General features: G+C 61.9%; 17 protein-coding genes. 8 read left to right on the top strand and 9 right to left on the bottom strand.

All coding sequences use genetic code 11. The features are described 5' to 3' along the window. Window positions 1-3: 3 nt before the first annotated feature. The 3 genes from DVJ77_RS18095 to DVJ77_RS18085 all read right to left on the bottom strand — a co-directional run bounded on the left by DVJ77_RS18095 (window position 4) and on the right by DVJ77_RS18085 (window position 2,894). Window positions 4-861, bottom strand: coding sequence for a UDP-2,3-diacylglucosamine diphosphatase (locus DVJ77_RS18095; protein WP_114846925.1), 858 nt, complete (start codon window positions 859-861; stop codon window positions 4-6). Between the two features lie 192 nt (window positions 862-1,053). Continuing rightward, the gene (locus DVJ77_RS18090; protein WP_114846924.1) at window positions 1,054-1,653 is read right to left on the bottom strand and encodes an SGNH/GDSL hydrolase family protein; all 600 of its coding nucleotides are present in this window, start codon (window positions 1,651-1,653) and stop codon (window positions 1,054-1,056) included. Next, window positions 1,650-2,894: an aminotransferase class I/II-fold pyridoxal phosphate-dependent enzyme gene (locus DVJ77_RS18085; RefSeq protein WP_114846923.1), complete on the bottom strand. Its 1,245-nt coding sequence runs from the start codon at window positions 2,892-2,894 to the stop codon at window positions 1,650-1,652. Before DVJ77_RS18085 ends, DVJ77_RS18090 begins: the two co-directional genes overlap by 4 nt. Before the next feature lie 161 nt (window positions 2,895-3,055). Between DVJ77_RS18085 and rsgA the strand changes: the two genes are divergently transcribed. The 4 genes from rsgA (at window position 3,056) to aceE (ending at window position 11,255) form a co-directional block, all read left to right on the top strand. Next, the gene (gene rsgA, locus DVJ77_RS18080; RefSeq protein ID WP_114846975.1) at window positions 3,056-4,111 is read left to right on the top strand and encodes a ribosome small subunit-dependent GTPase A; all 1,056 of its coding nucleotides are present in this window, start codon (window positions 3,056-3,058) and stop codon (window positions 4,109-4,111) included. 271 nt (window positions 4,112-4,382) lie between these two features. Beyond that, window positions 4,383-5,645: a peptidase MATCAP family protein gene (locus DVJ77_RS18070; RefSeq protein ID WP_114846922.1), complete on the top strand. Its 1,263-nt coding sequence runs from the start codon at window positions 4,383-4,385 to the stop codon at window positions 5,643-5,645. A 430-nt stretch (window positions 5,646-6,075) separates the two neighbouring features. Continuing rightward, window positions 6,076-8,367 carry an NADP-dependent malic enzyme gene (locus DVJ77_RS18060; protein ID WP_114846920.1) on the top strand — a complete coding sequence of 764 codons (2,292 nt, stop codon included), beginning with the start codon at window positions 6,076-6,078 and terminating at the stop codon, window positions 8,365-8,367. 194 nt (window positions 8,368-8,561) lie between these two features. Further along, window positions 8,562-11,255 carry a pyruvate dehydrogenase (acetyl-transferring), homodimeric type gene (gene aceE, locus DVJ77_RS18055; RefSeq protein ID WP_114846919.1) on the top strand — a complete coding sequence of 898 codons (2,694 nt, stop codon included), beginning with the start codon at window positions 8,562-8,564 and terminating at the stop codon, window positions 11,253-11,255. Window positions 11,256-11,313: 58 nt separating this feature from the next. On the opposite strand, the gene DVJ77_RS18050 is transcribed toward aceE, so the two are convergent. Next, on the bottom strand, window positions 11,314-11,646 hold the full coding sequence (locus tag DVJ77_RS18050) for a hypothetical protein (RefSeq protein ID WP_114846918.1): 333 nt from the start codon (window positions 11,644-11,646) through the stop codon (window positions 11,314-11,316). Between the two features lie 241 nt (window positions 11,647-11,887). Between DVJ77_RS18050 and DVJ77_RS18045 the strand changes: the two genes are divergently transcribed. From DVJ77_RS18045 to DVJ77_RS18025, 4 genes are all read left to right on the top strand, one after another. After that, window positions 11,888-12,847: an alpha/beta hydrolase gene (locus DVJ77_RS18045; protein ID WP_114846974.1), complete on the top strand. Its 960-nt coding sequence runs from the start codon at window positions 11,888-11,890 to the stop codon at window positions 12,845-12,847. Between the two features lie 75 nt (window positions 12,848-12,922). Beyond that, window positions 12,923-13,582, top strand: coding sequence for a 5,6-dimethylbenzimidazole synthase (gene bluB, locus DVJ77_RS18040; RefSeq protein ID WP_114846917.1), 660 nt, complete (start codon window positions 12,923-12,925; stop codon window positions 13,580-13,582). Window positions 13,583-13,884: 302 nt separating this feature from the next. Beyond that, window positions 13,885-14,655, top strand: a complete 771-nt coding sequence (locus DVJ77_RS18030; RefSeq protein WP_114846915.1) for a helix-turn-helix transcriptional regulator — start codon at window positions 13,885-13,887, stop codon at window positions 14,653-14,655. A 136-nt stretch (window positions 14,656-14,791) separates the two neighbouring features. Then, entirely contained in the window at window positions 14,792-16,687 is a 1,896-nt protein-coding gene (locus DVJ77_RS18025) for a M3 family metallopeptidase (RefSeq protein ID WP_162791557.1), read from the top strand. On the opposite strand, the gene DVJ77_RS18020 is transcribed toward DVJ77_RS18025, so the two are convergent. From DVJ77_RS18020 to DVJ77_RS18000, 5 genes are all read right to left on the bottom strand, one after another. Beyond that, entirely contained in the window at window positions 16,635-17,987 is a 1,353-nt protein-coding gene (locus DVJ77_RS18020) for a sensor histidine kinase (RefSeq protein WP_114846913.1), read from the bottom strand. The genes DVJ77_RS18025 and DVJ77_RS18020 overlap by 53 nt on opposite strands. Then, complete coding sequence (locus tag DVJ77_RS18015; RefSeq protein WP_114846912.1) at window positions 17,974-18,657, bottom strand: response regulator transcription factor; 684 nt, start codon at window positions 18,655-18,657, stop codon at window positions 17,974-17,976. The genes DVJ77_RS18020 and DVJ77_RS18015 overlap by 14 nt, the downstream gene beginning before the upstream one ends. An 82-nt stretch (window positions 18,658-18,739) precedes the next feature. Further along, the gene (locus tag DVJ77_RS18010; protein WP_225428075.1) at window positions 18,740-20,302 is read right to left on the bottom strand and encodes a glucosyltransferase domain-containing protein; all 1,563 of its coding nucleotides are present in this window, start codon (window positions 20,300-20,302) and stop codon (window positions 18,740-18,742) included. Window positions 20,303-20,391: 89 nt separating this feature from the next. Next, window positions 20,392-21,069 (bottom strand): glutathione S-transferase family protein, encoded by a 678-nt coding sequence (locus DVJ77_RS18005; protein ID WP_114846910.1) that lies wholly within the window; start codon window positions 21,067-21,069, stop codon window positions 20,392-20,394. 65 nt (window positions 21,070-21,134) lie between these two features. Further along, window positions 21,135-22,061 carry a LysR family transcriptional regulator gene (locus tag DVJ77_RS18000; RefSeq protein WP_114846909.1) on the bottom strand — a complete coding sequence of 309 codons (927 nt, stop codon included), beginning with the start codon at window positions 22,059-22,061 and terminating at the stop codon, window positions 21,135-21,137. Window positions 22,062-22,150 lie beyond the last annotated feature (89 nt).

Below are 22,150 nucleotides of genomic sequence, written 5' to 3'. Positions count from 1 at the left end.
CCGTCAGGCCGCCGGCCGCAACTCGGCCAGATCCCGCCGACGTCTGGCTAGTGGCGCCAGCGCCAATGCACTGGCCGGCGAGGGCAGCACCAGTTCGCGGCTGGCCCGGCCCAATGCGGCTGGCTGCTCGCTCCAGTGCAGCAGTTCCATCGTGCCCATCGCATCCTCGATCAGCGCGGTGCAATGCTCGACCCAGTCGCCGTCGTTGAGATAGAGCACCCCGTCCATCTCCAGCACGTGACCAAAATGGATGTGCCCGCAGATATGCCCGTCGAAGCCGCGTTCGCGCGCGTCGTCCGCCACGCGTTTCTCGTAGGCTCGGATATACGCCAGCGCTTTGCCGATATGCGATTTGACGATGATCGAAAGCGGCAGATAAGGCAGCTCCAGCCGTCGGCGCATGGCGTGAACCCGGCGGTTGGTCCAGCAGATGAAGCGGTGCATCACTTCGCCTAGCTGCACTATCCAGGTGCGACCGAGCTGTTCGGGGTCGAACTCATCGCCGTGACTGACGTGGTAGCGGCGGCCGTCCGCACCTTCGTGCACTGCATCGAGTTCGATCCTCACCCCGCCAAACGACTGACCTGCGAGGCCGCGTAGCGGGGCATCGTGATTACCGGGGATATAGATGACATCGACCCCGCGACGGGCCATATCCAGTACCTCGGCCAACACGGCTCCATGATCTGGATGCCACCAGGTGCGGTGGGCCAGTGCTTCCATATCGATGATGTCGCCGACCAGATAAAGCTTTTCGCAGCGCAGTCGGCGCAGGAAATCGAGCAGATATCCGGCTTTGCAGTCGGGCGTACCCAGGTGCACGTCGGAGATGAAAGCGCTACGGCAGTGAAAGGTCGCCATGGCGTGTACTCCCGGTGGATGTCCGGGACGCCAGCTTGGTCCTGTTAGGTCACGGGAGGATGGCGGAATGGTTGCAGTGTGATTGCGGGAGGGGCTTCGCTAGGTTGTCGCCTGCGGCGGGCTTTCGACCTCCTGCCGGAGGCCGAAAGCCCGCCGCAGGCGAACAACCTAGCGAGATAGCCCAATAAAACGCTACCTAAACACCCCGCGCACCACCGGCAACGCCACATCAACCCACAACCCATACTGCTCCACCGAAGGATGCAACCCATCCTCAGCCAGCAACTGCGGCTGTTGCCGCGACAACCCCGTGACATCAACCCAGCACGCCCGCGCTCGCTGCACCTCATCGCGAGCGATAGCATTAAAAACGTCCAACGCATAAGCGACATGCGCGATATCGCGCCCACAGCCATGCCCAAACGTAGTCGCACCCCAATCGGGAATCGACAACACCAGCACCCGCTGCGGGCAGCCGCCCGCCAGACAGATCGCGCCTGCCAGCAAGCGCTGAAACTCCTGGCGGTATTCGCCGGCGCCGCGGCCGCGATACTGGTTATTGACGCCAATCAGCAGGCTGACCAGATCGTAGGGCGGTGCCAGCGTGGCATGGTCCATCGCCGCGCTTAGCTCGTCGGTAGTCCAGCCGGTGGTTGCGATGATCTGCGGATCGGCCAGCGGTATGCCTTCGCGTCGCAGCCGTGCAGCCAGTTGCATGGGCCAGCGGCCGCTGGCCGGGACACCTTCGCCGATGCTGTAAGAGTCGCCGAGTGCGAGGTAGTGCAGCGTCATGCGACGGCCGAGGCGCGTAGCGATGGTTCGGCGCTCATGCGCTCTAATACGCGCTCGATGCGTGTGAACACTTCGCGCAGTTGCTCGGGGGGTGGTAGCAGGGTCAGGCGCATATGGCGGCTATGCGGCACGTTGAAGCTGCTGCCTGGCACCACCAGTACGGACTCTTCTTCGAGCAGGCGTAGCGCGAATACGTTGTCGTCGAAATGTTCCAGGCGGTCGGCACGCACGTGTGGGAATGCGTATAACGCGCCGGCTGGGGCGGCGAGATCCAGGTAGGCGCTGGCGGCGACACCTTTCAATACTTCGCTGCGTGCTTGATGCAGGCGGCCACCGGGCTGAGTCAACGCGTTGATGGTGGGCATGCTTTCCAGGGCCGGGGCTACCGCCCATTGCGCGGTGACGTTGGCGCATAAGCGCAGTGCGGCTAGCAACTGCAGCGCATCGCGATATTCGGCGCTGCGCTCAGGCGCGCCCGACAAGCTCAGCCAGCCGACCCGATAACCGCAGGCGCGATGAACCTTGCTCAGTCCGCCGAAACTGATACAGGGGAGGTCGCCGGCGATTTCGGCCAGCGGCTGAAACGGGGTGTCGTCGTACAAGATCTCGTCATAGATTTCGTCGCTGAGCAGCAGCAGGCGATGACGGGCGGCGACCGCCACGATGCGTTCCAGCAGTTGCCGCGGATAGACCGCCCCGGTCGGGTTATTCGGATTGATAAGTACCAGGGCGCGCGTGCGCGGGGTAATCAGCGCTTCGATCTCGTCGGGGTCGGGCAGGTGCTGGTTTTCGGCGAGGCAGCGGTAATAGCGCGGTTTGCCGCCATTGAGAATGGTCGCGGCGCTCCATAGCGGATAGTCCGGGCTGGGTAGCAATACCTCGTCGCCGGGCTGCAGCAGGGCGCGCAGGCTCAGGTCGATCAGTTCGCTGACGCCGTTGCCGACGAAGATGCGCTCCACCTCCACCCCACGGGCGCCGCGTGCGCGTTGCTGTGCGGCGATAGCCTCGCGGGCTTGTTCCAGGCCTTGCTCGTGGCCGTAGGCCTCGCTGTCATGCAGGTGTCTGGCGATGGCTTCGCGTAGGTGCGCTGGCGTTTCAAAGCCGTAGCGTCCGGGATTGCCGATATTGAGCTTGATGATCGGCAGGCCGGCCGCTTCGAGATCGCGTGAGCGTCGGGTCAGGGCGCCACGGATTTCATAGCGCACGTCAGCCAGGTGCGCACTGGGCTTGATCGAGGCCAAATCTCGTCGTCCTTCATGCTGGTTGAGCCGGCGCCATGGCCGGAGTGGTCGGCATGCTAGCAGCGGATCAGCGTCGGGCGCGAGGCGAAAAAGGGCGCGATGAGGGCGCGGATCAGGGTGCGATTGCAGGCGAAGGGGGCAAGCAGGGCATAATCGGCCTCATGACGGACGCCGAAACGATAGAACGCCTGCGCCGCATCGGTTGGCGCGGCGATAGCCTGCCCACCGATGGGCTGCGCTTGGCCCGTGTAGTGGCTCAGCATCGCGCAGGCTATGAACTGCATGATGGCGAGGCATTATTCGGCGCACAGCCGGCCGGACATTTTCTCAAGCGCAGCCTGGACCCGACCGAGCGTCCTGCGGTGGGCGATTTCGTCGAAGTCGAGGCTGGTACGCCACCGCATATCGTGAAGGTGTTGCCACGACGCACGGTGTTGTCGCGTGCGGCGGCCGGCGAGCGCTACGAGCGTCAGTTGATCGCGACCAATATCGATTACGTGCTGGTGCTCACCGGTCTGGATGGCGATTTCAATCCGGCCCGGATCGAGCGTTATTTGTCGCTTATAGAAGGCTCGGGCGCACAATCGGTGGTGTTGCTGAGCAAGCTCGACACTCGCGAGGATGCGGAGGAATCGATTGCCGCCTTGCGTGAGCGCCTGGCCGAAGGCACGGCCATTCATGCCATCAATGGCAAGGATGCCGATTGCATAGAGCTGCTCGCGCAGTACTTGCAGCCGGGCGATAGCGCGGTGCTGGTGGGCTCTTCCGGTGCGGGCAAATCCACTCTTACCAATACGCTGCTCGGTACCGAGCGGATGGCGACCAAGGCCGTGCGCGCGCACGACAGTCGCGGCCGCCACACGACCACGCACCGCGCCTTGCTGCAACTGCCCAGCGGCGGTTGTCTGATCGATACCCCCGGCATGCGTGAGCTGAAACTCACCGGCGACGAAAATCTCGATTTGTTCGCCGATATCGAAGAACTGGCCGAACAGTGCCGCTTTGCCGATTGCGGCCATGGCAGCGAGCCGGGCTGTGCGGTGCAGGCGGCGTTGGATAGTGGGGAGTTGCTGGCCGAACGTTGGCGGAATTTCCTCAAGCTGCGCGACGAGCGCGAGGATCAGGCCGCCACCCTGGAGGCGCGCCTGCGCCGGCAGCGCGGTGGTCGCCCTCCGACACGGCCGCATGGGCCACGCGGGTCGCGCGAAAAAGAATAACGGCGCGGGATTTATCTCTCTTTGTCATATGAGTCTTGCCGAGGTCTTTCAGCAGCGGCCTCGAATGGGCCGTGCCGCCCAGCTTGGCGAGCGCTCGATCGGTGGGCTCGATGCGGCTGCGGCGTCGTGCTGCCTGATCCTCTGCAGCCTGGCCGGGTCGATCCAGGGGCGGTGGCGCTGATGTGATGCCGGGCGGGCCAGATGTGGCCTTCATGCCGGATTTTGGCGTCGACCACCGCGGCAAGCCTGGGCTTTGCAGTACGCTTGGCCGATGATCGTCCGCCCCTTTCCCCCTGAACTCAGTCACTTTGCAGCACTCGATCAGCGCATGCTGGCGGCTGTGCGCGGTATTCGCATCTTGCCCACCGTGGCTTGGCCGGCTTCGCTCGAAGACCGCATGATCGAGGCCTATAGCAAGGGGCAATACACCTTGCCGGTGGTGAGCTATCAGCGGCCGGACTTGTCCGAAGCGCGCGCCGAGTTGGCGGCGATCGAGCGAGAGGCGGGCGACGATGATCCGCTGGGCGACTATCTGCAGCGCACTGCCGAATCCTGGCGGATTGCCGCCGAACTGTTGGAGGCAGCGGGCACCGATGGGGTGACCGCACCTTCGGTCACACTCTACGGCAAGCCGGGCGACCCGATTCCCGGCAGCGATCGCAGCAATCTGGACGCCGCACGCTATTTCGTCGAACTATCCGATGAACTGGGTGCGGATCTGGACGACGACGATATCCGCGCCAATATCCCCGCTGAAACACTGCGTGCCGATCTGGCCAAGGAGCTAGACGCCTTTTTCGGCGCCGGCACGATTGCGGTAACGGTGGACAGCGAACTGACCGCCAAGGCCGCGGCCGGCGCCACCAGTGTCCGCTTGCGCGGCGGCACCCGTTTCAGCGAGTACGACCGTCATCAGTTGCTTGCGCATGAAGCTTTCGTGCATTCGTTGACCGCCTTGAACGGCCGGGCACAGCCGCTGCTGGCTTCCCTGGCGCGTACCTCGCCGCGGGTCACGGCGACTCAGGAAGGGTTGGCCGTATTCGCCGAGCTGATGTCCGGCGCCATCGACATTGCCCGGCTCAAGCGCATCAGCCTGCGTATTCTGGCGATCGACATGGCGCTCAACGGCGCCGATTTCGTCGAGGTCTACAAATACTTCAGCGATTGCGGGCAGACGCCGGGGGACAGTTTTCACTCCGCCCAGCGCGTATTTCGTGGCGTCCCGCTGACCGGTGGCGCGGCCTTTACCAAGGACAACGTCTACCTGTCCGGCCTGATTGCCGTGCACACCTTCTTTCGCTGGGCATTGAAGCAGCGGCGGATGGATCTATTGCGTCATCTGTTTGCCGGCAAGCTGGCACTGCACGACGTACTCAGCCTGGAGCCTCATTTTGCCTCGGGCGCCATTCTGCCGCCGCGCTGGCTGCCGCCGTGGATGCAACACGTGCATGGGCTGGCCGGCAAGCTGGCGTTTTCGTTGTTCGTCAATCGCATCCGAATGGGTAAGGTGCAGGGGGACGAGTTGGCGCTGTGATGAAGTGGGGAACGGGGGATGGGGAACGGGGAACATGCGGCTTGGTGGTGGCTGTGGTGTTGCGTTCTTTTTAGGCGGGGAACGGGGAATGGGGAACATGAAGTTCGAGGGGATATTGCGGATCCGCGTTCTTTTTTGATTTTTGTTTGTTTTTGCTCTTGCTTTTTTGCTTCTGCTTTTTAGGCTCTTCCCCGTTCCCCGTTCCCCGTTCCCCGTTCCCCGTTCCCCGTTCCCCGTTCCCCGTTCCCCGTTCCCCGTTCCCCGTTCCCCGTTCCCCGTTCCCCGTTCCCCGTTCCCCGCCATCACTCAATGCGCCCGCGCATGGCGCAGTGCAACGGCTGATACGGGCTGGCCCTGCTAACATGCGGCGCATGCCACGCGCGACCACCGTGCGCAGCGCCCTTCCCCGACGACTCCCAATACAACGCCCATGTCACTCACAGAAGAACTGCGTTTAGCCGCCCTCGAATATCACCGTCTTCCGCGACCGGGCAAGATCACGGTCAGTGCGACCAAACCCATGGTGACCCAGCGCGATCTCGCGCTCGCCTATTCGCCGGGCGTGGCCTATGCCTGCGAGGCGATCGTCGCCGACCCGAACGCCGCCAGCGAAATGACCGCGCGCGGCAATCTGGTGGCGGTTATCACCAATGGCACGGCGGTATTAGGACTAGGCGATATCGGCCCGCTGGCCGGCAAGCCGGTGATGGAAGGCAAGGGCGTGCTGTTTCAGAAGTTCGCCGGCATCGACGTGTTCGATATCGAGCTGAATGAGCGCGATCCCGACAAGCTGGTCGATATCATCGCCTCGATGGAGCCGACGTTCGGCGGCATCAACCTCGAAGACATCAAGGCGCCGGAGTGCTTCATCGTCGAGCGCAAATTGCGCGAGCGCATGAAAATTCCGGTGTTCCACGACGATCAGCATGGCACCGCGATCATCGTTGGCGCGGCCATAATCAATGCGCTGGAAGTGGTCGGCAAAAAGATCGAAGACGTGAAGCTGGCCACGGCCGGCGCCGGTGCGGCCGGTATCGCCTGCCTGGATATGCTGGTGGCGCTGGGTCTCAAGCCGGAAAACATTCTCGCGTTCGATCGCGAAGGTGTGCTCTACACCGGCCGCGGCAACATGGACCCGGACAAGCAGCGTTACGCGCGCGACACCGACAAGCGCAGCCTGGCCGAGATCGTCGCCGGTGCCGACATCTTCCTGGGCCTGTCTGCCGGCGGCGTGCTGAAGCCGGAGATGGTGGCGGGCATGGCCGACAAGCCGATCATTCTCGCCCTGGCCAACCCCAATCCCGAGATCTCGCCGGAGGACGCCAAGCGGGTGCGGCCGGACTGCATCATCGCCACGGGCCGCTCGGATTATCCGAACCAGGTCAATAACGCGCTGTGTTTCCCGTACATCTTCCGTGGCGCGCTCGATGTGGGCGCCACCGGCATCAATGAGGCGATGAAGCTGGCCTGCGTGCGCGCCATTGCCGAGTTGGCGCGGATGGAAGCTGGCGACCTCGCCAGCGCCTATGGCGGTGAAGTACCGATCTTCGGGCCGGAATACCTGATCCCGCGTCCGTTCGATCCGCGCCTGCTGGTGATGCTGGCGGCCGCCGTGGCTCAAGCGGCGATGGACTCGGGTGTCGCCACCCGTCCGATCGCCGATATGGACGCGTACAAAGAAAAACTCGGCCAGTTCATTTACCGCACCGGCCTGCTGATGAAGCCGGTGTACGAGCGCGCCCGCGCCGACCTCAAGCGTGTGGTCTACGCCGAAGGCGAAGAGGAAACCGTGCTGCGCGCGGTGCAGACGGTGATCGACGAGAAGCTCGCCTTCCCGGTGCTGATTGGTCGCCCGGATGTCATCGAGACACGCATCGAACGCCTCGGCCTGCGCATGCGCGTAGGTGTCGATTTCGAGCTGACCAATATCAACGACGACCCGCGCTTCAACGATTACTGGCAGCAGTACCACGCGCTCACCGAGCGGCGCGGAGTGTCGCCGGCAGCGGCGAAAAATCTGCTGCGCTCGCGGCCGACCCTGATCGCCTCGCTGATGGTCGAGCGTGGCGAAGCCGACGCGATGATAAGCGGCCTGGTCGGGCGCTTTCACAAAAAACTCGGCTATATGCGCAGCGTATTCGGTCTCGATCCCGGCGTGTCGTGCACGTCGGCGATGACCGGCGTCATCAACGACAAGGGCGCCTGGTTCTTCCTCGACACCCATGTGCAGGTCGATCCCACCGCCGAACAGATCGCCGAGGCCACTTTGCAGGCCAGCTACCGCCTGAAGCTGTTCGGCATCGAGCCGAAGGTGGCCTTGCTGTCGCACTCCAACTTCGGCAGCCACGACAACCCCAGCGCGGCAAAAATGCGCAAGGTCTATCAGTTGCTTAAAGAGCGTATGCCCAAGCTCGAAGTGGACGGCGAAATGCAGGCCGATGCCGCCTGGGACGAAGGCGTGCGTACGCGCTTGTTCCCCAATACCACACTGACCGGCCGGGCCAATTTGTTCGTCATGCCCAACCTCGACGCCGCCAACATCACCTACAACATGGTGCGGGTGATGACCGAGGGCGTGGCCATCGGGCCTATCTTGATGGGCCTGGACAAGTCGGCGCATATCCTTACCCCGGTGGCGACGCCGCGCCGCGTGGTCAATATGACCGCGATCGCCGCGGTCGATGCGCAGATTCGCGCGGCTCAGAACGAGCGGCGTTCGTAACTGACTATCCCCTCCCTTGCTCGCAGGGGAGGGGAGTCGGCGCGGCACTCAATGCGCTCGCGCATGGCACCGCAATTGGCGGCCCAGCCGTGCGAAGGCTAGAATCAGACGGCTAGTTCGTCATCCCGTCGCATCCCCGGCGACGCGACTTCACCTCAAGTCAGCGCTTGATCGGCGCCGCGGAGAATTATTCAATGGATCAGCTCGACGACATCCTGCACCAGGACCTCGACCCCACCGAAACCCAGGAGTGGGTCGAATCGCTCGATGCCGTGATTAATCACGACGGCACCGAACGCGCGCATTTCCTGTTGGAACGGATGGTCGACTCGACCCGGCGCGCGGGCGGCTACCTGCCGTTCGATCCCACCACCGAGTACGTCAATACCATTCCCGCCAGCCAGGAGGCCAAGTGCCCCGGCGATGGGGCGCTGGAATGGCGTATCCGCACCATCGTGCGCTGGAACGCCATGGCGATGGTGGTGCGCGCCAATCGCAAGCCGGGTGAACTAGGCGGCCATATCGCCAGCTTCGCCTCGTCGGCGACGCTGTACGACGTCGGCTTCAACCATTTCTGGCGCGCGCCCAGCGCGGAGCATCCGGGCGATCTGATTTTCCATCAGGGCCATTCCAGCCCCGGCATCTATGCGCGCTCCTTCCTCGAAGGCCGCCTCAGTGAAGAGCAGCTCGATCTGTTTCGCATGGAGGTGGCCGGTCACGGCCGTGGCCTGTCGTCCTACCCGCACCCGTGGCTGATGCCCGATTACTGGCAGGTGCCGACGGTGTCGATGGGCCTGGGCCCGATCCAGGCGATCTACCAGGCGCAGTTCTGGAAATACCTCGAACACCGTGGCCTGATTCCCAAGACCGACCGTAAAGTCTGGTGCTTCCTCGGCGACGGCGAGACCGACGAGCCGGAATCGCTGGGCGCGATCTCGCTGGCCGGCCGCGAGGGCCTGGATAATCTGATCTTCGTCATCAACTGCAATCTGCAACGCCTCGATGGCCCGGTGCGCGGCAACGGCAAGATCATCCAGGAGCTGGAAGGTGTCTTCCGTGGCGCCGGCTGGAATGCGCTCAAGCTGGTCTGGGGCAGCTACTGGGATCCGCTCCTCGCCCGCGACACCAAGGGTGTGCTGCGCAAGCTGATGATGGAAACCGTCGACGGCGAATACCAGGCCTGCAAGGCTTTTGGCGGCGCGTATACGCGCGAGCATTTCTTCGGCAAATACCCGGAGACGCGCGAAATGGTCGCCAACCTGTCCGACGACGATATCTGGCGCCTGAATCGTGGCGGCCACGATCCGCACAAGGTCTATGCGGCCTACCACTCGGCGGTGAACACCAAGGGCATGCCGACGGTGATCCTGGCCAAGACGGTCAAGGGCTACGGCATGGGCGCGGCCGGCGAGTCGCAAAACCCGACCCATCAGCAGAAAAAGCTCGACGCCGATGCGGTGCGTCACTTCCGCGATCGCTTCAATATCCCGGTCAGCGACGACCAGCTCAAAGACGTGCCGTACTACCATCCGGGCAAAGATTCCCCGGAAATGCAGTACATGATGGAGCGTCGCCGCGCACTCGGCGGTGCCTTGCCGCAGCGTCGCCGCAAGACCGACGTCAAGCTGAAAGCGCCTGAGCTGTCGGCCTTCGAGCAGATCACCAAGGGCAGCGGCGAGCGCGAAATCTCTACCACCATGGCGCTGGTGCGTGGCATGAACCTGATGTTGCGCGACAAGCAGATCGGCGAGCGCATCGTGCCGATCGTCGCCGACGAGGCGCGCACCTTCGGCATGGAAGGCATGTTCCGGCAGATCGGCATCTATGCGCCGTTCGGCCAGAAATACCGCCCGCAGGACGCCGATCAGCTTCTGTATTACCGCGAAGACCAGAAAGGCCAGGTGTTGCAGCAAGGTATCAGCGAAGCCGGCGGCATGGCCTCGTGGATGGCCGCGGCCACCAGCTACAGCCTCAGCAACCAGCCGATGCTGCCGTTCTTCATCTACTACTCGATGTTCGGTTTCCAGCGCATCGGCGACCTGGCCTGGGCGGCGGGCGACATGCGCGCGCGCGGCTTCCTGATCGGCGGTACCGCCGGCCGCACCACGCTCAACGGTGAAGGCCTGCAGCACGAAGACGGCCATTCGCACTTGCTGTCCGGGGCGATTCCGAACGTCAAATCCTATGACCCGACCTTCTCCTACGAAGTCGCCGTCATCATGCAGGACGGCACCCGCCGCATGCTGCAAGAACAGGAGGACGTGTACTACTACATCACCGTGATGAACGAGAACTACAGCCACCCCGATCTGCCTGTCGGCAGCGAGGAAGGCATCATCAAGGGCATGTACTTGTTCAAGGATGCCGGCAAGCCGAAGAAAGGCGAGCCGCGTGTGCAACTGCTCGGATCGGGCACCATCCTGCGCGAAGTGATCGCCGCCGCCGAGTTGCTGGAGAAAGATTTCGGCGTCAGCGCCGACATCTGGTCGGTGCCGAGCTTCAGCGAAGTGCGTCGCGATGGTTTCGACGCCGAGCGCTGGAACCGCCTGCACCCTGAGGCGCAGCAGCGCGTGCCTTACATCACCGGCTTGCTGCAGGATCGCCAGGGCCCGGCCATCGCCGCGACCGACTATGTGCGTGAATTCGCCGATCAGGTCCGCGCCTTCATGCCCGACGGTATGCGCTATACCGTACTCGGCACCGATGGCTTCGGCCGTTCGGACACCCGCGAGCATCTGCGTGGTTTCTTCGAGGTCGACCGTTACTGGATCGCCCACGCCGCGCTGGCTTCGCTGGCGAAAGAAGGCAAGGTCAACGCCAAGGACGTCAGCCGTGCGATCAAGACGTACAAGCTCGATCCCGACAAGCCCAATCCATTGACCGTTTAAGCATCAAAAGAAAACCCGCCACAAGGCGGGTTTTCTTTTATGTATCCATCGCAGGCTTTCAATCGTTGTCGCGGCTACGAAGCACGCTGAACAGCAACAACGCCGCGCCTACCGCACCAGCCACAATCGCCGCGGTGGCGACCGGATGACGGCGTGCCTGCCGGCGCAAGCGGTTATAGCGATAATTCGCTTCGTCGGCAAAATCCTCTGCCGCGTTAGCCAGTTGTCGGCTGTAGTCGCGGCCACGTTGGCCAAACAGACGCCGCGCTTCGCGACTGCGCTGCAGCAGTTCATTGGCCCGACCGGCGGCCCCATCGGCATAGCTGCGCACGCGTTCACCGATGCGCTCGCCACTGCCATTGCTTTCCTCGATGTCGCGATGCCTCGCCATGATCGTCTCCTTGAGTTGATAGGCGTTTAAGCTGCCAGGGTAACCGTGAGTGGGGCGTTAACAGTGCTGCACGCAAGCAGGCAGTAGCGCTTTTGCGACTCTGGCCTGACTTGATGCCGTGATTTTGCTCCAAATGGGCGGTGCTGGCGTTTAAGGACGTCTCGTTTCGTTGCTCGGCGCTTGCTAAAGCGCCGGCGCATATCGACACTTGGCGGCCGGGTAGGCTCAGGCGATGTTGTTGATGAAAGAACGGTTCGCATTTCCATGGTTAACAGCCTGCTTTATCGCGTTGTCAGCCTGTTCGGCGGCCCAGGCCCCGGTGCCGTCAGCGCAGCAGGCAGTCAAGCCGGCCGCGCCGGCATCGACTGGATACGTGCTGAAAAATACCGAAGTTCGCGATATCGCATCGGCGACGCTGCATCGTGACTACCAAGTGTTTGTCAGCTTGCCACCCTCCTATGAAGAGCAGCCCACGCGTCGCTTTCCGGTGGTGTTCGTTACCGATGCGAACTACGCATTCCCCTTGATACGCAGCATTGCGACCCGCGTGGGCGATCATGGCAGCGGCTTGGAAGAATTTGTTCTGGTTGGACTTTCCTACGCCAAGGACGAAACGCCGACTTATAGCCGCCAGCGCGATTACACTCCGACACCCAATGGCCCGACGTCTAAAGATGCCGTCAGCGACATGCCCGGTCGCAGCCCGGTATATGGCGAGGCCGAGGCGTATCGAAAGTTCATTGCCGATGAAGTCTTTCCCTTCGTCGCCAAAAACTACCGCGTCGATATGCATCGCAAGATATTCTCGGGGCATTCGTACGGTGGATTGCTCGGCGTCCAGATGCTGTTGACCGAGCCGACCATGTTTGAGCGCTACATCATCAGCAGCCCGTCGCTGTGGTTCGACAACAAAGTCATGCTGGCGCGCGAACGCGACTATGCCGCCGCGCACAAAGATATGCCCGCCGATGTTTTGATGATGACCGGCGGCTACGAGACCATCAATCCGGCATCCAAGGACAAGCGCTACAACCACACCAGGGACATGGTGCGCGATATGCAAACCTTCGAGGCGCAGTTGAAGTCGCGACACTATCCCGGCTTGCATATCGAGTCGCAAACCATCGCCGACGAAGATCACCTGACGGTGTACCCGGACGCCATCACCCATGGTTTGCTGTGGGCGCTGCCGCCGAAGTAACGTAGGTTGGGGTGTCCCCAACGGGGCCCTTGCATCCTGGATAATCCCGGCTTGCCCTGACATAGATTTCGCAATGTGACGCATCGTTTTGACGACACCGATACCGCTGCGGTTTATCGCGCCATTTTCGAACGGCGCGATATGCGTCACTTCGTGCCGGGAGCGGTGGAGCCCGCAACGCTGATGCGCTTGCTGCGCGCCGCGCACCATGCGCCAAGCGTCGGCTTTATGCAGCCGTGGCGCTTTGTCCGTATCACCGATCCGGCCTTGCGTATACGTTTGCACGCGGCGGTAGAGCGGGAGCGGCAAGTGACCGCCGCTGCCCTCGGCGAGCGTCAAGACGAATTCATGAAGCTCAAAGTCGAGGGCATGCTCGAATGCGGCGAGCTGTTGGCCGTTGCGCTGATGGATCGTCGCGAACGGCATATTTTTGGTCGCCGCACCTTGCCGGAAATGGATCTGGCCTCGGCGGCCTGTGCGATCCAGAACATGTGGCTGGCCGCGCGCGCCGAAGGTCTGGGTATGGGTTGGGTATCGCTGTTCGATGTCGACGAACTGCGGCAACTGCTGCGGATGCCCGATGACGCCAAGCCGATTGCCTTGCTGTGCATCGGCCATGTCGATGCGTTTTATGCGAAGCCCATGCTGGAAGAGCAGCGCTGGGCAACCCGTAAGCCGCTTGAATCGTGCGTGTTCGAGAACGAGTGGCGTGAGGATGAATTGCCGGATGATTGAGTGGCATCGATCGATCGCTAACGAGTTTGGATCTGGCGTTTAACTTCTTTTCAAAGCAGTTCCCGGCGCTTCCGCCGCCGCCAAACGTTCGGCTTCATAGCCACGCTGATCTTCGCTACGGCCTATATTCCTGCCGCGAAAATGGTCTGGCGCCTATTCACCTTTGGCTGCTGGCAGTCATCGTGGCGGTCGTCCTGGTCGGTGAGGGTTCCTTTGCGGTACCCAGGGTGCACTAGCTTCATCTACGCCTGAGTTACGTCTTAATATGCGGTCGTGCAAACCCGTTACTGAGATTGCTCGCCATGAACCATTCGCATTCGTTGCAGTTGCATGTCTCACGTTATTTGCCGAACAGCGCGATGGCGGCCCATCGGCATGACGAGGCATGGTTATGTCTGGTGCTGGGTGGCAGCTATCAAGAGCAAATTCATGCACGGCAGCAGGAGCATGGCCCTGGCGACTTGCTGTTCTGCCCGGCACACGCTGTGCATCAGCAGCGCTTCGGGGTAACCGGAGCGGTCAAGATACTGTTCTCGCCTAGTCCGCAGTCGCAGGAGTATTTGTTGGAGCGGGGCGTAGCCCTCGATTGCGCGCCCAGCTTGCGGGGCTCGCCGCAGTTGTTGCAAATCGGCACGCGACTGGCATGTGAGTTAAGCGTGGACGATATCTTTGCGCCGTTGGCGGCAGAGGGCTTGGCATTGGAGCTTTTGGCTGCACTGGGTCGTGGCGAAGAGCGAACGCTGGCTGCGCAACCACCGCCTTGGCTACGCCGGCTGCGTGAATGTATCGATGAAGGCCCGGCAGTCGCATGGTCGCTCGACGATCTGGCGCGGCAGGCCGGACGACATCCAGTGCATGTCGCTCGAAGTTTTCGCACGTGGTATGGCTGCACCATGGGCGAATATGTTCGGCGCATGCGCGCCGAGAAAGCGGCGTTGCTATTGCGCTTCACGCGCCGGCCTTTGCTGGACATTGCGTTTGAATGCGGCTTTGCTGGAGCGGCGCAGTTCTCTCGTTCTTTCAAGGCCGCTTTGGATATGACGCCTTCGGCGTATCGCCAAGCCATGCGCTAAACCAGGGTAAGGACGCTTATCGCGGTCAAGCACGACATCATCGCGACTGTTAGCTTGTCGTCGATGGCGTCATTGGGCGCCACGTCACGGGATCGGCATGAACAGAGCAATGGCGTGTGTAGGCTTGGCTTGGCTGATGAGTATGTTTCCGGCGATCAGTAAGGCTGAGCTGCCGGCCGGTGTTGGCGCAAGTGCAGCGACACATCATATCGATCAGACAGCTTATTTCGAGTCGTCAGCGGTCGAGCAGGCGCAGCGCGAGCATTTGCTCGCCGATATGGCTGCATTCGCCGCGCAGTCGTCAGCGGATGCGCAAGCACTTTTGAATTACCTGCATCATGCCGAGAGCTTACTGGTCGCTTGCCGGCGCCACAGCGCCTATTTGCATCTGCGATCGGCCATGGATATCGAGGATCGGGTTACGGCGGATGCGCTGGATCAAGTGGACAATGCCGCTGGCCGTTTGGCGACGGCAACGCGCACCACGCTGCGCGGACTCGGTACGGCGGGCTTTGCAAAAGTGGTGGCTGCCGAACCTGCCCTGGGCCGCTACGCCTATCTGCAGCAACAAGCCGTGCGCGGTTTACCGCACGAGCTTCCCGAAGCGCAGCAAACCATCTTGGACGAAGTGGCCGATCCGGCGACAACGGCATTCTGGACTCTGTATCAACAGACCCGGCGCAGTACCGATTTCGGCAAGGTGCGTATGGCAGACGCTGAATGGGATGTAGATAAGGATGCCAAGGCACTGGCGATCAACCCGGATCGAGCTGTGCGTCGAGATGCCTGGCAGCGCCGTTGGGACGGCTATGCCGGGCGGGCGGACATCTATGCGGGCATTCTATTAAGTGTTGTACGGATGAATGATCGAACCGCCCGCTTGCAGCATTACAAGGATGCCCCAAGCGCTGCCTATTTCGAGCGGCAGCTCAGTCGCGAGGCAGTGAACGACACTCTGATGGCGGTGGCCGCGCAGGCCAAGGTCATGCAGGCTTATCAGCGCTTGCGAGCCGCCAACGTGACAGCGATGACCGGTATCAGCGAGGTGCGCTCTTGGGACTTGGCGTTGCCGGCGCCTGGGTTTGCTGCCCCGCAGTTTACCTTCGAGCAGATTCGCGTGACTGCATTACAGGCTTTGACGCCACTCGGACAAGACTATGTGGCGGGATTCGGGGCGTTGCTCGATCCGTCGCAAGGGCGAATGGACCTGGTCGCCGAGCAGGGCAAGCGCGTTGACGATGGCTTCTCAATCAGTGCCCCCGGTGTTGCCACCGGTTTGTTCGTTGGCCGATACAGCGGCGATCTCGCTGGTGCGCGCGTGGTTATCCACGAGGGCGGCCACGCGATGCACGCCCAACTGATGAACGAGCAGGGTGTATCGCCGTTCTACGAACACGGGCCCAGTTGGATGTCCGAAACGATCGCCATCCTCAACGAGCTGTTGCTCTATGACCATCTGCATCGCAGCGCCAGCGATCCGCGGGCCAAAGCGTATTACTTGCAGGCCCTGCTTGACGACATGACGTTCCAGATATTTACCTCGGCCGAAGAGAGTGATCTGGAGCAGTCCATCTATGATGGCGTCGTGGCGGGAAAGCTCAAGAATGCGAGCGATCTCGATGCTCTCACGCTAGCGACGATGAGCAAATACGAGATATGGCCTGCCTACGAGCCGCAGCTTGCCCACACCTGGATGACCAAGCGGCTGATGTATCAAGACCCGCTTTATCTGGTGAATTACCTCTATGCCGGATTGCTGGCCACCAAAATGTTTGCTATGGCCCAGCACGACCCTGCCGATTTTCAGCGGCGTTACATGGCTTTGTTGCGCAACGGTTTCAATGCTCCACCTGAAGACATGCTGCGCACTTTCTTTGGCCGCGATGTGCTGCCACGCGAATGGGTGGCCGACGATATGGCTGTGCTCAAGCAAAAGATCCAGGTGCTAGAGCGGATCTACAAGCAGATCGAGCCCGGCGCTAACGCGCAGACCAGGATAACGACACCCGACACCCCGGCGCGGCATCAGTGATATCGATTTTCATATCGTGCAGGTGCGCGATGACAGCGACCAGACTTAGCCCGAGCCCGTTGCCTGGGGTGCTGCGGCTTGGCTCATTGCGGTGAAAGCGGTTGAGCACGGCCTTGCGTTCACTGGCTGGAATGCCGGGGCCGTTATCGGTGACGCTGATGGCGCGATGCTCCGCATCCAGTCGCACCTCGATGTGGCCGCCGGCTGGGACAAACTTGATTGCGTTGTCGATCAGATTGGCGCATGCGTCGAATAGCAGGCTGGCGTCGCCCCACAAGGTGATATCGGTGGGCGATGCGGTGCCGCTGAGTTGCAGGGTGAGGTTTTTCTCCTCCGCCAGCGGTTGATACAAGTCGACGACATCGGCCAGCACCTGCGCGAGCGCGACGTCGCTGAAACCGGCACGCCGGGCGCCGGCTTCAAGCTCCGAAATACGCAGCAGGGCGTTGAAGGTTTTCAACAGCGCGGCGATTTCTTCAGTCGCGCGGGCGGCCGCATCGCGGAATTCTTCAACGGTGGAGGCCCTGCGTTGGGCGCGTTCAAGGCCACCAAGCACGCGGGTCAGCGGCGTGCGCAGATCGTGAGCAATGCCGTCGCAGACACCTTTTACCTCGTGCACGAGGCGCTCCAGGTCATCGAGCATGCCGTTGACCTCCCGCGTGAGGCGATTCAAGTCGTCGCTACCGCCTTGTACCGGCAAGCGTTCAGTAAGCGCGCCGTTGACGATGCGCCGGATCGCCAGGGTAATGGCGTCGATACGGCGCATCGACGATGCGCCCAACGCCACCGCGCCGGCCAGGCCAAACAGCAGGGTCAGCAGGCCCGCGCTGAGCATCGCGCGCAATAGCAAGGCCTCGAATTCGCGTGGCTCGTGCACGTTTTGCGACACGGCCAGCCAGTGGCCATCCGGTAATTGGGTGGCATAGCCGCGAAACGGCACGGGGGCGCCGGCGCTGGGAAGTACGAAGTCCACCGGCTGATGGGCTTGACGCAACTCGGCAGGCAGCACGGAAAGATTGCCGACCAGCCATTGACCGTTGGCCGCGAATTCGCCGGAGGGGCGGCGGGTACCGGGATCGTTGCGTGGGTGCTCGCGCAGGCGCTGTACCCGATCAGCGGGTGAGAGCGTGCTGTAGAAGGTCAGTTGGCGTTGCAGAAACTCGTCCTGGTCGCGACGCATATAGCCCACGGTCTGCCAGTAGACGAACGCAAACAACAACAGCGAGCAGGTGCCGAATAGCGCCAGAAACATCAGCGCGAGGCGAAAGCTGGTGGTGCGCGGTAGCTCAGTCAGCCGCATGCAGGATGTACCCCGCGCCGCGCACGGTCTGGATTAGCGAGGGTTGTCCCGCCACTTCGATTTTTTGCCGCAGCTTGCTGATGTGCACGTCGATGACATTGGTGCGCTCTTCGGAGCGATAACCCCAGACTTCCTCGAACAACATAGTGCGGGTCACCACTTGGCCGGCGTGGCGCATCAAAAAGGCCAGCAGATCGTACTCGCGCGGCAGCAGGTTGATCGTTTCGCCGTTGCGCTGCGCGTTGCGGGTCAATAGATCGATTTCCAGCGAGCCTGCACGCAAGCTGGTTTCCTGCGGCAGCGGGTAGCGGCGACGCAGCAGCGCGTCGAGTCGTGCGGTGAGTTCGACCGCCTCGAAAGGTTTGGTCAAGTAGTCGTCGCCACCGGCGCGCAGTCCGCGCACGCGTTCGTCGAGCGCGGACAGGGCGCTGAGAATCAGCACCGGCATCGGGACACCGGTAGTGCGCAACGAAGCCAATACGCCGAGCCCATCGGGGGTGCCGGGCAACATCCGATCGAGCACCATGGCATCGAAGCCGCCGGCCATGGCCATCGCCAATCCTTGCCGGCCATCCGTTGCATGCTCAACAGTGAAACCATGATCGACCAGGGCATCGACGATTTCCGCAGCGGTCGCGGCGTCATCTTCGACCACCAGAATGCGTGACATCGCTATCTCCATCTGCAGGACGCCAGCGGCCGATTATCGGTGATGTTGCGCATGGCGTCGCGGAAAGCTCGGGTTCGCAGATTCAGGGTACCGCTTCAAGCGGTGGCGCACACGAAGCGGGGCGATCGGCCGGAAAAGTGACTATGGCGGCATCGCCGACTATTCGCAGCGTGTAGTTATTGCGGGTGAGCAGCGCTGGAAGTTTGCAGGCCTGCATCAATAGCGGCGCGGCCACCGCATTGGAATCGTCCAGCCAGCGGATGTCTTCAACACCGGTGGTGTAATGCGATATGAAATTTCTGGCATTGAAGCTGTATCCCTGCAGATAGGGATTGATGAGCTGACGGATCAGATGAAAGCGCTCCGCCGCATGAGCAGCTACCGGCGACAGCCCATTGCTGCCGTCCAGCAGCAGGCGGTGCAGGCCATGAGTGGTTTTCAGCTCGGCCAGGTCATCGGCGAGGCGGGCGCCGATGCGATCTTCGTATTGCTTCTGGCTGGCAAGCGCATTGCCGTAGACATTGGCGAATACCACCATGCCTGCCGTCCACAGTCCGGCGACGGCGAAACTCCAGCGCGGCGAGCGGCGCCAGGTATCCAAAGCGGCATGCATGATGATGAGCGCCGCGCTCAGTAGCGCGCCTACCCCGACGAACACGCGCGGTACGATAATCAGATCCCGCGCCAGGATCATCGGGCCGGCGATGCACGCCATCGCTGCCAGCGGCAGCAATCCACTGCAGAGGAGCAAGAGGGCGGTCAGCCAGAGCGGGCGCTCGCGACGGCCGGACATGGCATAACGAACGCCCACCACGATAGGGACCAGTAGAGCGAATACGGCCAAAGGCGCGAATATCAGCATCCAACTGGCGTCAAAGGCATTGGCGAGATAAGCGCCGAGGTTCACGACATTCGTACGCACGATACCTAGCTGCTGCGTACTGCTAATCATCACGCTGTGCATTTTTACCCAGCCGACGATCGATGGGGCAACGGTCAGTTGATAGGCCGCGACGGCGAGCATGGCCTGCAGGCCGCGAGATACCAGTTCAATAAGCAGCTCGCGCGGGCTGATCCGCTGGATCTGACCATGGACGATATTCAGCAATACGAAAATCAGAAAGATATTGATCGCCGGCTGATAAAAACACAGGCAGGCCAGCAGCGACAGCGCACCCAGCCACCATCCGTGACGACGAATAAGAGGCGTGGTCGTAATCGGCAGTAAGGCGAACAGCACGGCCAAGGCCATGGGCAACGCATCGAACCGGTACGAGATATTTTCGAGAAAGAACGGTTGCGCACCTAGCGGTAGCGCAATCATCACCCCCAGCGATAGCGAGCGAATGGCATAGCGTTGGGCGATCAGCACGCCGGTCCAGGCCAGTAGCGCTATGGCCAGTAGCTGCGGCAGCGGCGAAATATCGACCAATTGCGCGGCATTGAACTCCAGTGCCCGCATGACCAGGGCCGATAACGGTCGTCCGTTATCGATCCAGATATAAGGCCCCCATAGGGCTCGCATCAGGTCATCGTTGTTATAACGATCGGCGCGCAGGATGGGGTAGAGGACAAGTAGCAGATAGACGGTAAAAAGCGCGCCAAAGAGGACCTTTCGATTCAGTGAATCCGTTCGGCTCTGCATTAATGATGACTCACAGGGAGGGGCGCTTTGCTTGGCTAAGAGTGACGTTGATTTGCAACGTCGGCGTGACAGCGGGCAGCCAGGGAAGACTAACCCATGATCGCCATGGCGTATTCGCCACCGCGCTCGATCGCGCGTCGGTAGGCCGGCCGGGCATGGATGCGTTGCAGGAAGTTCCATAACTGCGGCCGGCTGGCATCGAGGCCGGCGCGGGCGGCTGCGGCTTCTAGCGGAAAGCTCATCTGGATATCCGCCGCGCTGAACTCATTACCGGCAAACCAAGCGGTCTTGCTCAGCTCGCCTTCGAGATAATCCAGATGCAACTGCAACTGCGGATCGACGAAGGCATGCTGCACCTTGCCGGCCATGCCGCGCAGTACGGGTTTGATGAAGAATGGCGCCGGGCTGGCCGCAACCCGCTGGAACACCAGCTTGAGCAGCAGCGGCGGCATGGCCGAACCCTCGGCGTAGTGCAGCCAGTAGTTGCAGCGCAGACGTTCGGGTGTGCCTGCTGCCGGTAGCAGGCGACCGTTGCCATAGCGGTCGGCAAGGTACTCAATGATCGCACCGGATTCGGCCAGAGTGATCTCGCCGTCGCAGATCACCGGCGACTTGCCCAGCGGATGAATCCGGCGCAGTTCCGGCGGCGCCAATAAGGTCTTCGGATCGCGCTGGTAGCGCTTGATCTCGTAGGGCAGGCCCAGCTCTTCCAGCAGCCACAGAATGCGTTGCGAGCGCGAGTTATTGAGGTGGTGAACAACAATCATGTGTGCGCTCCATGGGGTTGAGGAATAACTGCGGCGGCGGCCTACGCTGAACTGATCGAAGCATCCTAGGGCTTCAGCGACAGGTCGCGATCCCAAATGGGATGCTCACCGAAATGTTCGGCCAGGAAATCGGTGAAGGCACGCACGCGTTGCGGCACCAGTCGCCGCTGCGGCGTCACGGCATAGATACCGGTATCGGCGATCGGATAGTCGGGCATCACCACTTGTAACCGGCCGGCGCGCAGATCGTCGCCGACATGCCAGGTCGAGTGCTGGGCTATCCCCAGCCCGGCCACGGCGGCATCGCGCAGCAGTTCGCCGAAATTGCTTTCAAAGCGACCGTTGACACGCACCGCTATGGCCTTGCCTTCGGGGTCGGTCAGTTGCCAGACGTCTTGACGCCCCTGGCTGCCGACGAGCATCAGGCATTCATGCTGGGCCAGTTCGGCCGGAGTTTTGGGCGAGCCGTGCTGTCGCAGGTACTCCGGCGACGCGCACAACGCGCGCCGATTGGTCGCCAGGCGCCGCGCGATGAGGTTGGAATCGTCCAGGGCGCCGATGCGGATCGCCAGATCGAAACCGGAGCTGATGAGGTCAACCACTTGGTCGGTGAGATTCACATTGACGCGCACGCAGGGATAACGCGCCAGAAATTGCGGCAGCAGGGGCGAGACGTATTGACGGCCGAACGAGGCGGACAAGGTGACGCGCAAGGTGCCGGTGACACTGCTATGAGCTTTGCGCAGGCCGGAGGTCAGTGCGTCCAGATCTTCGATCAAGGCGCGCCCTTGTTCGGCCAGCACCACACCCTCGGGCGTGGCGTGTAGCTGACGCGTGGTTCGATGCAGCAGACGCACGCCAAGTTCGCGTTCCAGCCGTTTCAGGCGCTGGCTGGCGACGGCAACCGATAGATCCATGCCACGGGCGGCGGCGCTGATCGAGCCCAGATCGAGTACGCGTAGAAATAACTGGATGTCGGCGATGTGGTTCATGAATGCCACTATCAATGAAATATTGATAGTGATTATTCCACTTGATGGTTGTTGGATAATATAGGCAGGCCTACGCTGCGCCATCCTTT

Origin of the sequence: Dyella tabacisoli (assembly GCF_003350925.1) — a bacterium.
Lineage (GTDB): Bacteria > Pseudomonadota > Gammaproteobacteria > Xanthomonadales > Rhodanobacteraceae > Dyella_C > Dyella_C tabacisoli.
The sequence above is the reverse complement of the archived record's forward strand: the minus strand, read 5'-3'. Positions and strand labels throughout refer to the sequence as shown.

Bases quoted from the DNA above. Each gene is read 5' to 3' on its own strand.
- DVJ77_RS18095 (WP_114846925.1), bottom strand. From the start codon at position 861: ATGGCGACCTTTCACTGCCGTAGCGCTTTCATCTCCGACGTGCACCTG.
- DVJ77_RS18090 (WP_114846924.1), bottom strand. From the start codon at position 1,653: ATGACGCTGCACTACCTCGCACTCGGCGACTCTTACAGCATCGGCGAA.
- rsgA (WP_114846975.1), top strand. From the start codon at position 3,056: ATGACGGACGCCGAAACGATAGAACGCCTGCGCCGCATCGGTTGGCGC.
- DVJ77_RS18070 (WP_114846922.1), top strand. From the start codon at position 4,383: ATGATCGTCCGCCCCTTTCCCCCTGAACTCAGTCACTTTGCAGCACTC.
- DVJ77_RS18060 (WP_114846920.1), top strand. From the start codon at position 6,076: ATGTCACTCACAGAAGAACTGCGTTTAGCCGCCCTCGAATATCACCGT.
- aceE (WP_114846919.1), top strand. From the start codon at position 8,562: ATGGATCAGCTCGACGACATCCTGCACCAGGACCTCGACCCCACCGAA.
- DVJ77_RS18050 (WP_114846918.1), bottom strand. From the start codon at position 11,646: ATGGCGAGGCATCGCGACATCGAGGAAAGCAATGGCAGTGGCGAGCGC.
- DVJ77_RS18045 (WP_114846974.1), top strand. From the start codon at position 11,888: ATGAAAGAACGGTTCGCATTTCCATGGTTAACAGCCTGCTTTATCGCG.
- DVJ77_RS18030 (WP_114846915.1), top strand. From the start codon at position 13,885: ATGAACCATTCGCATTCGTTGCAGTTGCATGTCTCACGTTATTTGCCG.
- DVJ77_RS18025 (WP_162791557.1), top strand. From the start codon at position 14,792: ATGAGTATGTTTCCGGCGATCAGTAAGGCTGAGCTGCCGGCCGGTGTT.
- DVJ77_RS18020 (WP_114846913.1), bottom strand. From the start codon at position 17,987: ATGCGGCTGACTGAGCTACCGCGCACCACCAGCTTTCGCCTCGCGCTG.
- DVJ77_RS18015 (WP_114846912.1), bottom strand. From the start codon at position 18,657: ATGTCACGCATTCTGGTGGTCGAAGATGACGCCGCGACCGCTGCGGAA.
- DVJ77_RS18010 (WP_225428075.1), bottom strand. From the start codon at position 20,302: ATGCAGAGCCGAACGGATTCACTGAATCGAAAGGTCCTCTTTGGCGCG.
- DVJ77_RS18005 (WP_114846910.1), bottom strand. From the start codon at position 21,069: ATGATTGTTGTTCACCACCTCAATAACTCGCGCTCGCAACGCATTCTG.
- DVJ77_RS18000 (WP_114846909.1), bottom strand. From the start codon at position 22,061: ATGAACCACATCGCCGACATCCAGTTATTTCTACGCGTACTCGATCTG.